11 protein-coding genes are annotated in these 12,195 nt (G+C 49.9%); 9 read left to right on the plus strand and 2 right to left on the minus strand.

The features are described 5' to 3' along the window. Positions 1–29 precede the first annotated feature (29 nt). From P8H32_RS04830 to P8H32_RS04845, 4 genes are all read left to right on the plus strand, one after another. Complete coding sequence (locus P8H32_RS04830) at positions 30–1,055, plus strand: extracellular solute-binding protein (RefSeq protein WP_297293173.1); 1,026 nt, start codon at positions 30–32, stop codon at positions 1,053–1,055. Positions 1,056–1,067: 12 nt separating this feature from the next. After that, on the plus strand, positions 1,068–2,747 hold the full coding sequence (locus P8H32_RS04835) for an iron ABC transporter permease (RefSeq protein ID WP_297293174.1): 1,680 nt from the start codon (positions 1,068–1,070) through the stop codon (positions 2,745–2,747). A 104-nt stretch (positions 2,748–2,851) separates the two neighbouring features. Further along, on the plus strand, positions 2,852–3,241 hold the full coding sequence (gene gcvH, locus P8H32_RS04840) for a glycine cleavage system protein GcvH (protein ID WP_297293175.1): 390 nt from the start codon (positions 2,852–2,854) through the stop codon (positions 3,239–3,241). A gap of 142 nt (positions 3,242–3,383) precedes the next feature. Beyond that, a complete protein-coding gene (locus P8H32_RS04845; RefSeq protein WP_301088597.1) occupies positions 3,384–4,586 on the plus strand; it encodes a class I SAM-dependent rRNA methyltransferase in 1,203 nt (400 codons plus the stop codon). 107 nt (positions 4,587–4,693) lie between these two features. Here P8H32_RS04845 and P8H32_RS04850 read toward each other — a convergent pair whose 3' ends face one another. Beyond that, positions 4,694–5,347, minus strand: coding sequence for an HAD family phosphatase (locus P8H32_RS04850; protein ID WP_301088598.1), 654 nt, complete (start codon positions 5,345–5,347; stop codon positions 4,694–4,696). Between the two features lie 231 nt (positions 5,348–5,578). Between P8H32_RS04850 and P8H32_RS04855 the strand changes: the two genes are divergently transcribed. Next, positions 5,579–6,082 (plus strand): RNA pyrophosphohydrolase, encoded by a 504-nt coding sequence (locus tag P8H32_RS04855; protein ID WP_297290915.1) that lies wholly within the window; start codon positions 5,579–5,581, stop codon positions 6,080–6,082. Positions 6,083–6,125: 43 nt separating this feature from the next. Beyond that, on the plus strand, positions 6,126–8,411 hold the full coding sequence (gene ptsP / locus P8H32_RS04860; RefSeq protein WP_297290917.1) for a phosphoenolpyruvate--protein phosphotransferase: 2,286 nt from the start codon (positions 6,126–6,128) through the stop codon (positions 8,409–8,411). A gap of 42 nt (positions 8,412–8,453) precedes the next feature. Here ptsP and P8H32_RS04865 read toward each other — a convergent pair whose 3' ends face one another. Next, entirely contained in the window at positions 8,454–9,206 is a 753-nt protein-coding gene (locus tag P8H32_RS04865; RefSeq protein ID WP_301088599.1) for an NRDE family protein, read from the minus strand. Positions 9,207–9,294: 88 nt separating this feature from the next. On the opposite strand from P8H32_RS04865, the gene lgt reads away from it, so the two are divergent. The 3 genes from lgt (at position 9,295) to P8H32_RS04880 (ending at position 11,673) form a co-directional block, all read left to right on the plus strand. Next, positions 9,295–10,158, plus strand: coding sequence for a prolipoprotein diacylglyceryl transferase (gene lgt, locus P8H32_RS04870; protein WP_297290913.1), 864 nt, complete (start codon positions 9,295–9,297; stop codon positions 10,156–10,158). Between the two features lie 21 nt (positions 10,159–10,179). After that, complete coding sequence (locus P8H32_RS04875; RefSeq protein ID WP_301088600.1) at positions 10,180–11,019, plus strand: thymidylate synthase; 840 nt, start codon at positions 10,180–10,182, stop codon at positions 11,017–11,019. A gap of 129 nt (positions 11,020–11,148) precedes the next feature. Then, positions 11,149–11,673 (plus strand): dihydrofolate reductase, encoded by a 525-nt coding sequence (locus P8H32_RS04880; protein ID WP_297290911.1) that lies wholly within the window; start codon positions 11,149–11,151, stop codon positions 11,671–11,673. The last annotated feature ends 522 nt before the right edge of the window (positions 11,674–12,195 follow it).

The raw sequence follows: 12,195 nt of genomic DNA on the forward strand, positions 1-12,195 counted from the left end.
TATCCATTTCAGCCTCAGGGGTTTATTCAATGCGTCGTGGTCTCCGCTATAGTTTGCTGTCTTTACTGATATTGTTGGTCGCCTGTGCTGAGCCAGAGCAACCGGCCCCTGAGTTATTGGTTTATTCCGCTCGCAAAGAACACTTAATCAAGCCCCTATTTGACCGCTTTACCGAGCAGACTGGTGTGGTGGTTCGCTATGTGACGGACAAGGCCGGGCCATTATTAACCCGCCTGCAGGCCGAGGGCGAGAATTCTCCGGCTGACCTGTTAATGACGGTGGATGCCGGTAACTTGTGGCAGGCAACGGAAGTAGGTGTATTGCAGCCTGTTGAATCCGCCATCCTCAATAGCAACGTGCCGAAGCACCTGCGGGGTCGAGATAACAGTTGGTTCTCCCTGACTATCCGTGCTCGCACCATGGTATATAACACGGATACACTATCCGCCTCAGACCTCTCCACCTATGAGGCCCTGGCCCAGCCAGAATGGGCAGGCCGCCTATGCCTTCGTACCTCCAAAAAAGTCTATAACCAATCCCTGGTGGCGACCATGATCGCCACTCTGGGTGAAGAGCAGGCCGAGCAGGTTGTAGCGGGCTGGGTCGACAATCTGGCCCTTGATCCTTTTTCTAACGACACCAAGGTGATGGAAGCCGTAGCCCTTGAACAGTGTGAAGTGGGGATAGTAAACACTTACTATTATGGTCGACTGAAGAAGCAAAAGCCCGAAATACCACTGGCCTTATTCTGGCCAAACCAGCAGGGTGAAGGGGCACAAGGTCGTGGTGTTCACGTCAATGTCTCCGGTGTGGGTATTACCCGTGCCAGCCAAAATAAGGTTTTGGCGCAGCAGTTAATCGAATGGCTTACCACCCCCGAAGCCCAGCGCATGTTGATGGACTTAAACCAGGAATACCCGGTTAACCCCGGCGTTGAAATGAATGCCGAGTTGCAGGCCTGGGGTTTATTTAAGGGTGACCAGATTGATGTTAGCGAAGCCGGTCGCCTGCAAGCTGCTGCCGTTAAATTGATGGATCGAGTGGGTTACCGATAGTGTATTTACCTAATGGCTAACCCACTTCCCGCCTCCTTCTCTTCAAGTCACCCTTATCGGGGGATGGCTACTAATGGGCAAGGTTTTCGCCGGTTAAATACTGTGGTCAAAGTAGCCGGTATTTTTACCGTGCTAATGGCAATGGCGCCGTTGATCGTTATTTTATGGAGCTGGGGTTCAGACCAAACGGAAACCTGGCAGCACCTTATCGCTACCCAATTATCTACGTTGTTACGCAATACACTGGTGCTGGTTATCGGCGTGGGTGTGGGTGTCACCGTATTGGGTGTTAGCCTGGCCTGGCTAACCGTGATGTGTGAATTTCCTGGTCGGCGCTGGTTGGATTGGGGCCTGATGCTGCCCATGGCCATGCCTGCCTACGTACTGGCCTTTGTGGTGCTGGGTATTTTTGATTTTGCCGGCCCCTTGCAACAGGGTTTGCATGCCTGGCTGGGCAGTGACTATCGCTATATCGATGTGCGCCATGAAGCGGTGGTGATAGCGGTACTGGTGCTGGTGTTTTATCCCTACGTGTATATGCTCGCCCGCAGTGCCTTTTTGGCGCAAAGCACCGATGTGATGGAAGCGGCCAGAGTATTGGGAGCCAACCGCTGGCGCGCTTTTTTTGGGGTGGCTTTGCCGATGGCGCGGCCTGCTATTGTGGCGGGCAGCTCGCTGGCGATTATGGAAACACTGGCGGACTTCGGTACCGTGGCGGTGTTTAACTACGATACCTTCACTACTGCGATTTATAAGTCCTGGTTCGGCCTGTTTAATTTGCAGGCCGCTGCGCAATTAGCTTCCCTGTTGCTATTGTTTGTTGCTTTGGCCTTGATGGCGGAAAAGCAAAGTCGCGGCCGCCGCAGCTATACCCAGTCTGGCCGTAAGCAGCATCGTTTCCGCCAGCAGCTATCTCCCTTAAAAGCCTTTGCCGCCACTGCGTTCTGTAGTGTGGTGATGTTGATTGCCTTTATTTTACCGGTGCTGCAATTACTGCAATGGGTATTGGTAGAGGGTCTGGAGTTAATCGATGCCCGTTACCTTAACCTATTGTGGCGCACTCTATTATTAGGTGGTTCTGCTGCAGTATTAACGGTTGCCCTGGCCTTGTTACTGGCCTTTAGTCGCCGCCGTGCCAAAGCCCGTTTACGCACTTTCTATGACTTGGGTACCCTGGGTTATGCGCTGCCCGGCTCGGTGCTGGCGGTGGGTATTATGCTGTCTTTTACCTTTATCGATAATCAATTAATAGCACCGGTATTCGAGTGGTTGTCCCTGCCACCCAAGCCCTTATTACTGGGCAGTGTGTTTGCCTTATTGGCGGCCTACTGGGTGCGCTTTTTAGCCGTGGCCAATGGCCCGGTGGATTCCAGTTTGCAGCGTATTCGCCCCAGCATCCCGGAGGCCGCCTGTAGCTTGGGCAGTAGTGGCTGGTCCCTGTTATGGCAGGTCTACCTACCCATTCTTCGCCCGGGTTTATTAACCGCCATGGTATTGGTGTTTGTGGATGTAATGAAAGAAATGCCCGCCACGCTATTACTGCGTCCCTATGGCTGGGACACCCTGGCAGTACGCATCTATGAAATGACCTCGGAGGGGGAATGGCAGCGTGCGGCGCTACCCGCCTTAACCCTGATTTTGGTGGGCCTGCTGCCGGTGATTCAGGCGGTGCGGCAATCTGCCGGGCGCTAGTCAGTATTTATTTACCAAGCCTGGTATTAGCGGCTTGTAATTCCCATTTCCAACGGTAGAATGCACCGCATTAGTCTCCCTATTTAAGTATTAGAGGTTTATCCATGAGCAACACGCCAAGCGAACTAAAATATGCCAGCAGCCATGAGTGGGCGCGTTTGGAAGATGACGGTACCGTAACGGTCGGCATCAGTGATCATGCTCAGGAAGCGTTGGGTGATGTGGTATTTGTTGAAAACCCCGATGTGGGTGCCAGCCTTGCCGCTGGCGATGAGGCCGGTGTGGTTGAGTCGGTAAAAGCGGCTTCTGATATCTATGCGCCAATAGCCGGTGAAGTGGTTGCGGTGAATGAGGTGTTGGAAGAAGAACCAGAGACGGTCAATAGCGATCCTTATCACGACGGTTGGTTTTATAAAATAAAACCATCGGATACTACTGAGCTGGAAAATCTGTTAAGCGCTGAAGACTATATTGCTTCTTGCGAAGAAGAGTAAGCAATTTAGCGACACGATAATAAGAGCCTCGCTGAAGCGGGGCTTTTTTTTACTCCCCCGTCATTCCCGCGAAGGCGGGAACCCAGCATTGTAGATTCCCGCCTCCGCGGGAATGACAAAATAGATGGCGACAAGTGGCCCCATGACAAATCAACTCCCAGTATTAAAACTCAAAGCCAATGCCGACCGGCGCTTGCGGGCAGGTCATCTTTGGATTTACAGCAACGAAGTGGATGTTGATAAAACGCCGCTGAAAAATTTTGAGCCGGGCCAGCAAATTGCTGTAGAAAGTGCCACCGGCAAAGCGATGGGTGTGGCCTATATCAACCCCCACAGTTTAATCTGCGCACGCTTATTCAGTCGCGAAACCAAATACCGTTTAGATAAGTCATTATTCGTTCATCGTTTAAATATCGCCTTAAGCCTGCGTGAAGCCGTCACCGATCAACCTTATTACCGTTTAGTGTATGGGGACAGTGACTTTTTACCGGGTTTGGTGGTGGATCGTTTTGGTGATGTGCTGGTTGTGCAAATTGCTACGGTTGGTATGGAGTTGGTAAAAGATGAATTGATAGAAGCTTTGGTGCAGACATTAAAGCCCTCTGGCATTTTGCTGAAAAATGATTCACGCATTAGAAAGGCTGAAGAGTTACCGGAGTATGTAGAAGTGGCTTATGGCGAAGTGCCTAAGCAAGTGCCCGCTATTGAAAATGGTGTGCATTTTAATATCCCGGTTTTTGATGGGCAAAAAACCGGTTGGTTTTATGACCACCGTGCCAGTCGCGCTCGTTTGGCTGACTATGTAAAAGGCAAACGTGTATTGGATGTGTTTAGCTATGTTGGCGGTTGGGGGGTGCAGGCGGCAGCATTCGGTGCAGAGTCGGTTCTCTGTGTTGATGCATCCGAGTTTGCTCTTGACCAGGTTGAAGTCAATGCTGAATTAAATAGCGTCAGGGAAAATGTAGGAACGCTGCAAGGCAATGCCTTTGATGCCATGAAAATGCTAAAAGATGAAGGCGAGCGTTTTGATGTGGTGATTATTGATCCGCCGGCGTTTATTCCCAAGCGCAAAGATATTAAAAGTGGGGAACAGGCTTATCGACGTGCTAATGAGTTGGCGATCCGTTTGCTTAATAAAGGCGGGATTTTAGTGTCCGGCTCCTGCTCCATGCATCTGGGTCGCGATCGGCTAACGGATATTTTAAGAGCTTGCGCCCGTCACCTTGACCGCGATATTCAAATTCTGGAGCAGGGCGGACAAACCTTTGATCATCCAGTGCATCCGGCTATTCCCGAAACGGAGTATTTAAAGGCAGTGTTTGCCCGGGTGCTGACGGCAAGCTAACCGTCATTCCCGCGAAGACGGGAATCCAGTGCTGTAGATTTCCGCTTTAGCGGAAATAACAGCATAAGCATGCAGGCTGGATTCCCGCCTTCGCGGGAATGACGGTGTTATCTCAAACTAATCACCGGCCATCCCTGACTCTCAGCATACTGAGTCAAGGCCTCATCCGCATCCACCGCCACCGGGTAATCCACAATCTCCAACAAAGGCAAATCATTCCTGGAGTCACTATAAAAGTAACTCCCCTCCAACGAATGCCTGGTTTCCGCCAGCCATTCATTCAACCGTTCAACCTTGCCTGCCTGAAAACAAGGCGTACCCGCCACCCTGCCGGTATAGGCACCATCAATAAATTCAGGCTCCGTCGCCAGGATATGATCAACACCCATACTTTCGGCAATTGGCTCAGTCACAAAACGATTGGTGGCCGTAATAATCAGCAGAAAATCACCTTGGTCGCGGTGCTTCTTTAGCAGGGCATCTGCCTTGGTTAGACGCATCGGGGCAACCACCTGCTTCATAAACAACTGATGCCAGGCATCCAGCTGCGCTTTAGGGTGTTGAGACAGGGGCTTTAGAGCAAATTCCAGAAATTCAAAGACATTCATCGCCCCCTGCTGATACTGCTCAAAGAAGTAATCATTGGCCTTTTGGTAGGCATCAGCGTCGACTATGCCTTGATCTACCAGAAACTGGCCCCAGGCATGGTCGCTGTCCCCACCTAAAAGAGTATTGTCGAGATCAAAAATGGCAAGGGTCACAGAAGCTGCTCCAAAAGGTCAGTGTCATCAGTTTGTAATGGCCGCATAGCATACTGGTGACGATGTTCTTTTGCATCCCCGAAAGCCCCATAGCAGCCTGAAAAATCATCCGATTTCTATAAATCCCCGATTTATGGAACAATAGATGCTTTGTAATATGGCCTTGCAGCCTAACTTGCCGTCCAATTAACCATCGGCAAGACAACCACTGCGAGAGTTTTGGAGTAGCCATTGATTGATTCAGAGGGGTTTCGCGCCAATGTTGGCATAATAATAGCCAACGCCAAAGGCGAAGTATTATGGGCCAGGCGAGTAGGGCAAGACGCTTGGCAGTTTCCGCAAGGTGGTATTCAAGAAGGGGAGAGCGCAAAGCAGGCGCTATTCCGCGAGCTAAAAGAAGAAGTCGGGTTAACCGCAAAAGATGTCGAAGTAGTGGCCTGTACCCGGGGGTGGTTGCGTTATCGTTTGCCGCAGCGCCTGATCCGCCGGGATAGCAAGCCACTGTGCATTGGTCAAAAACAAAAATGGTTTTTGTTACGGATGTTAGCGGACGATGCCAGTGTTCGTTTTGATAACGATCATAAGCCGGAGTTTGATAGCTGGCAGTGGGCCAGTTATTGGTACCCGTTGGGTCAGGTCATTCCTTTTAAGCGCGAAGTCTATCGTCGCGCACTAAAAGAATTGGCGCCCAGACACAGCCGCATGGTTGTTGATGCGGCTGCGCAAAATGACTGAGAACGACCAACAAGGACTAAGAGTTAACTAAATGCAAAAAAACATGCTCGACTCGCTACGCAGTATTGTTCAGGAAGTAAATACTGCCGACCACTTGCAATCGGTATTAGATATTACCGTGGCGCGAGTGCAAGATACGATGGGCACAGAAGTTTGCTCTATTTACCTGCGCGAATCGACCCAGGGTCGCTATGTCTTTAGTGCCACCGAAGGTCTGAATAAAGAATTTGTCGGTAAAATTTCCATGGCCCCAACCGAGGGTCTGGTCGGTCAGGTAGCGGCACGAGAAGAGCCGCTCAACCTGGAAAACGCCGAGTCCCATCCCCAGTTTTTATTTATGCCCGGTATTGGCGAAGAACGCTACAGTGCATTTTTGGGTGTGCCTATTATCCACCAGCGCAATGTGTTGGGTGTGCTGGTTATCCAGCAACAAACCCGCCGCCGGTTTGATGAAGATGATGAAGCTTTTCTGGTAACGGTTTCCGCGCAGTTAGCCGGTGTTATTGCCCACGCCCAGGCGACGGGTTTATTAGTTGCGCTGGATGATAGCGGCGAGCGTCAGGGCAGTGCCAGGTTTCGCGGTGTGGCCGGTGCGCCGGGTATTGCCATTGGTCATGCGATTGTAGTGGCGCCCACCGCTGACCTTAACTCCGTGCCAATGCGTCGCAGCAAAGATATTCAGGATGAGCTGGATTTTTTCCATGAATGTTTAGAGGCCGTTAGGGAAGATATCAAAGCACTGGGGCGCAAACTGGCAACCCGTCTGGCGAAAGAAGAGCGGGCACTGTTTGATGTTTATCTAAGTATGTTAGCCGATGACGCCCTGGCCGCTGAAGTGGATGTACATATTCTTCAGGGTGAGTGGGCCCAGGGTGCTTTAAGTAAAGTTATTCTTAAACACGTTCGCACCTTTGAAATGATGGAAGATGCCTACTTAAAAGAGCGGGCTACTGATGTAAAAGATTTAGGTCGCAGGGTGTTATCGTATTTACAGGCTGCTAATAGCGGGCCTGTAGATTATCCCGAGCGCACAGTTTTAGTGGGTGAAGAGCTGACAGCCTCCATGTTGGGCGAAGTTCCCCCTGAAAATTTAGTGGGCCTGATTTCCGTTCGTGGTTCCAGTAATTCCCATGTTGCCATTCTTGCGCGGTCAATGGGCATACCCACAGTGATGGGTGCTGTGGATTTACCCTATACCCAAATTGAAGGCAGTGAAATTATTCTTGATGGCTACAACGGTCATGTTTATTTCAACCCTTCCGCAGAACTGCAACATCGTTTCCAGACTATCTATGAAGAAGAACTACAGTTTTCAAAAGAACTGGAAGCTTTAAAAGATGAGCCCTGTGTTACCACCGATGATTATCGCTTGCCGCTTTGGGTGAATACCGGTTTGCAGGCCGATATTGCCAGATCGTTAGATCGAGGTGCCGAAGGTGTCGGTCTGTTTCGTACTGAAGTGCCTTTTCTATTGCGCGAACGTTTTCCCAGTGAAGAAGAGCAACGCAAAATATATCGCGACCAGTTAGAAGCTTTTGCCCCTATGCCGGTGACTATGCGAACGCTGGATGTTGGTGGTGATAAATCGCTGCCGTATTTCCCCATCGAAGAAGATAATCCCTTTTTAGGTTGGCGCGGTATCCGAGTCACACTTGATCACCCGGAAATTTTCCTGGTGCAAGTACGAGCGATGATGAAAGCCAATGCGGGCTTGGGTAACTTACGCATCATGCTACCAATGATTAGCAGCGTGCCGGAATTGGAAGAGGCGTTGGAATTAATTTACCGGGCTCATGATGAATTGGTAGAAGAGTTGGATTTTGAATTGGAGTTGCCATTAATTGGTGTGATGGTTGAAGTGCCGGCCGCAGTTTACCAGGCCAGGCAATTTGCCAAACGGGTTGGTTTTCTTTCCGTAGGCTCTAATGATTTAACTCAGTACCTGCTAGCTGTTGACCGCAATAACGCTCGTGTTGCTGATATATACCAGACCTTTCACCCTGCGGTATTGCAGGCCCTGCAACATGTGGTTAACGATGGCCATGCAGAAGGGCGCAAGGTGAGTATTTGTGGTGAGTTGGCCGGTGAGCCAGGTGCGGCCGTGTTATTAATGGCCATGGGTTACGATGTGTTATCGATGAACGCCACCACTTTGCCAAAAGTAAAATCAGTCATTCGTAATATCAGCATGAAAAAAGCCAAAGAAATGCTGGCCCATGTGATGACCTTGGAAAATGCTGCAGAAATTCGCGAGTATATGGAGCAGTCGATTCAGGAATCCAGCTCCCAGCGTTTAGCTAAAGCGATGATGGTAGACTCAGCGCATTAAGCATGCAGGCTGGATTGCCGCCTTCGCGGGAATGACGGTATGCTAGAAACTGTGTGAGCGTATCCCGCTAGTTGCCCCTTTAGCATCAAAACTTTGTTCAAGCCACGCAACCCCGCCATTACGATCAACACATAAAACCGTTGAACTGCGCGTGCCATAGTTTTCCGATTGAATAAATCGGCTGGACAGCATCCTTTCCATTTCAATATCAATACCGGTGCTGGGCAGTTCATGGTCACTGGCCCGTTGCTGGTCCAATAACAGCGTGAGTATTTGTTTCGGGTCTGTCGTCGAGGCAATGATATTTTCAAGGCTCGCCACACCCGTATCCACTTTAGGCCAGCTGGTATTTAACAAGCTATTACTTAAGCCATGAACCCCTGGGGCCAGCGGTTTAATCTCACCCTGGCGATTGGAATAGTAATAGAGTTGATTCATTGTCCCCGCCAATAAATTAAAACCGGCGTACTGCTGTTTTTGCTGATCAATACTCTGCAGGTAACTGACCGTATTGTTATCGCTGCGCAAAAAATCGCTACATAAATTGCCGCGACTAATGGCATCAGCCGGTACCACAGTGTTTTCCCGGTAATTAGTGACTGCGGCAAAGCGCCCCTGCTTATTCACCCCCATCCATGTTCCGCCAGCTTCCAAATCCCTGCCGGCAAACAGCGACGGTGCCTCTGGCCAAAAGTGCCCAGCCTGGGTTGGACGCTGGTAAAACTCATCACGATTGGCAGCAACGATCAAAGGAAAGTCAGGATGATGTTGATAAGCGAATAAAATTAAGCACATTGCGGCAGTTTATCACGCTGGCTGTTGGGTGTGGGCTTGGCTTGCGGCATAATAGGCGCCTCTCGAATTAGCGATGATAACTGGCAGCATGCTTACACACCCCAACTTCGACCCGGTGGCGGTTTCACTAGGGCCCATTTCAATACATTGGTATGGACTAATGTATTTACTGGCCTTTGCCTCTGCCTGGTTTTTGGCCTCACGTCGCGCCGGTTTTGATTACACGCCTATCAATCGCAAACAGATAGATGACCTGATTTTTTACGGTGCCTTAGGGGTAGTGTTAGGTGGGCGCTTTGGCTATGTGTTTTTTTACAACTTTGATAAGTTTTTAGATAACCCCCTGTGGCTATTAAAAGTGTGGGAAGGGGGCATGTCCTTCCATGGTGGCTTTTTGGGGGTGATGGTGGCGATGATCATCTATGCTCGCCGACTGAACTTACAGCCGGGCCAGATGCTGGACTTTGTAGTGCCAATAGTACCGCTCGGTTTGGGCTTTGGCCGTATCGGTAATTTTATTGGCCAGGAATTATGGGGCCGCCAGGCAGACCCTGAGCTAGTACCCTGGGCGATGATTTTCCCCGCTGACCCCAGCGGTTTGGCCCGCCACCCTTCGCAGCTATACCAGGCAGGCCTGGAAGGGTTATTACTTTTTTTAATTGTCTACGGTTTCTCTCGCCGGTCGCGGCCAGTATGGTCAGTGTCCGGAGTCTTTATGGTGGCTTATGGCTGCTTTCGGTTTATCGTTGAGTTTTTCCGCCAGCCCGATGGCCATATTGGCTTTGATGCTTTTGGTTGGTTAACCCGGGGGCAGTTGCTGTCACTGCCGATGATAGTCGCGGGGATACTGCTGATTGTTTATGCTTACCGCCATGCATCAGCTCCGCCGGCGCCAAAATCTACTGCGGTAACAAAAACCAAAAGATCTAAAAAGAACAAACGCAAAAAATAGCGCAATGAGGTTTAACAAGGCATGAAACAATATCTGGAATTAATTCAGGACGTCATTGATAACGGTACCGATAAAGGCGACAGAACCGGTGTGGGCACTCGTTCTGTATTTGGCCGCCAACTGCGGTTTGACTTAAGCGAAGGTTTTCCGCTGGTAACCACCAAGAAAATTCACCTGAAAAGTATTATTTATGAGCTGATCTGGTTCTTAAATGGCAGTACCGATAACAACTGGTTAAAAGAACGTGGCGTATCGATTTGGGACGAGTGGGCTTTGCCTGATGGCGACCTGGGCCCCATCTACGGCAAGCAATGGCGCAGCTGGGAATGCCCCGATGGCTCCACCATCGACCAGATCAGCGATTTGATTCGCACGATTAAAACCAAGCCCGACTCTCGCCGCCTGATTGTCAGTGGCTGGAACCCGGCGGACCTGCCCGATGAATCCATTGGCCCGCAAGAAAATGCCGAGCAAGGTCGCGCTGCGCTGCCTCCCTGTCATACTTTATTTCAGTTCTATGTACTGGACGGCAAGCTGTCCTGCCAGCTCTACCAGCGCAGCGCTGACCTGTTTTTAGGGGTGCCTTTTAATATCGCCAGCTATGCCTTGCTAACCCATATGGTGGCCCAGCAATGCGATCTGGAAGTGGGCGACTTTGTTCATACCTTTGGTGACTGCCACCTGTATAGCAACCATCTAACGGATGAGATTGCTTTTGAGCAGCTTAAGCGTGAGCCGCGCTCATTGCCCAAGCTGGTCATCAAGCGTAAACCTGGTTCGATATTTGGATATGACTTTGAGGATTTTGCCTTTGAGGGCTATGAGCCGCACCCGTTAATTAAAGCGCCTATTGCTGTGTAGAATCCCAGTCATTCCCGCGCAGGCGGGAATCTACTGGCCTGAGTGGCATGCAGTCTGGGTTCCCGCCTGCGCGGGAATGACAGGTGTGGTTAAGAGGCGGCGCCATGCAAATAAGAGAAAGTGTTAGTTATGAGTGAAGAGTTTGAAGTACGCATAGCCATGATTGTTGCCATGGCAGAAAACAGGGTCATTGGCCGCAATAACCAGCTACCCTGGTATCTGCCTAACGACCTTAAATATTTTAAAGCCGTCACCATGGGCAAGCCCATTATTATGGGCCGCAAAACCTATGAATCCATCGGTAAACCGCTGCCTGGGCGAACCAATATCGTGGTGACCACTCAGCCAAGTTGGACCGCTGACGGTGTGCGCGTTGCCCACAGTATTGATGAAGCTCTAACATTGGCACAAAGTGTGGCTATCGTAGAGGGTGCTGATGAGGTGATGATTATCGGCGGCGCCCAACTTTATACCGACATGTTAGACCGGGTAGAGAGGCTATATTTGACCCTGATTCATGCTGAAGTTGAAGGTGATGCCCACTTCCCTGAGTTGGATTTATCCCTCTGGAATCCCCTTTCCAGGGAAGATTTTGCCGCCGAAGGTCCAAATCCATACGACTATAGCTTTGCGGTTTATGGTTGCAATGATTAAAAAACAAACATCTTGCTTATTCCTTGATCAGAGCGTCTAAAAGGGACGCTAACATTCAGGCTCAGGCGGTGCTTTATAGAAATGGTAATTTTTCACAACTTTTTTATATGTTACCGGATTTGGCTTTTTTGATACCGATATACTCGGGATTTTGTCACTTCACTACACAGCTGAAATTTTAGAATATTTCTATTAATAAAGTGTCTAAAGAGCGTTGCTTCTTTAGAAAGCTTAATATTAAAATGCGTCGCTGTTACTGAGCCGCAAAGGCTATTTCGTAATACAAAGGTCCGGTTTTATTAAATCTGCTTTTTCAAACATTCCTGAAGGAAATGCAATCCCCATGAATATGCATCGATTCAAAACGATCGCGTTTGCCATGACTATGTCATTTGGCGCGCTAATGGGCTTACAAGCCCAAGCCAATACAGTTGACGCTGTATTAAAAGTTGGTCAGGCAAAAACGACCGCCGCACAAAAATCCCAACAGAAGGTTGATAAGTTAGCTGGTGAAACCGGCGA

Source organism: Oceanicoccus sp., from assembly GCF_029238675.1.
GTDB lineage: Bacteria > Pseudomonadota > Gammaproteobacteria > Pseudomonadales > Dasaniaceae > Oceanicoccus.

Excerpts from the sequence above, each read along its gene's own strand:
- P8H32_RS04835 (WP_297293174.1), top strand. The coding sequence starts at position 1,068 with ATGGCTAACCCACTTCCCGCCTCCTTCTCTTCAAGTCACCCTTATCGG.
- ptsP (WP_297290917.1), top strand. The coding sequence starts at position 6,126 with ATGCTCGACTCGCTACGCAGTATTGTTCAGGAAGTAAATACTGCCGAC.
- P8H32_RS04875 (WP_301088600.1), top strand. The coding sequence starts at position 10,180 with ATGAAACAATATCTGGAATTAATTCAGGACGTCATTGATAACGGTACC.
- P8H32_RS04880 (WP_297290911.1), top strand. The coding sequence starts at position 11,149 with ATGAGTGAAGAGTTTGAAGTACGCATAGCCATGATTGTTGCCATGGCA.
- P8H32_RS04865 (WP_301088599.1), bottom strand. The coding sequence starts at position 9,206 with ATGTGCTTAATTTTATTCGCTTATCAACATCATCCTGACTTTCCTTTG.
- P8H32_RS04830 (WP_297293173.1), top strand. The coding sequence starts at position 30 with ATGCGTCGTGGTCTCCGCTATAGTTTGCTGTCTTTACTGATATTGTTG.
- P8H32_RS04845 (WP_301088597.1), top strand. The coding sequence starts at position 3,384 with ATGACAAATCAACTCCCAGTATTAAAACTCAAAGCCAATGCCGACCGG.
- lgt (WP_297290913.1), top strand. The coding sequence starts at position 9,295 with ATGCTTACACACCCCAACTTCGACCCGGTGGCGGTTTCACTAGGGCCC.
- gcvH (WP_297293175.1), top strand. The coding sequence starts at position 2,852 with ATGAGCAACACGCCAAGCGAACTAAAATATGCCAGCAGCCATGAGTGG.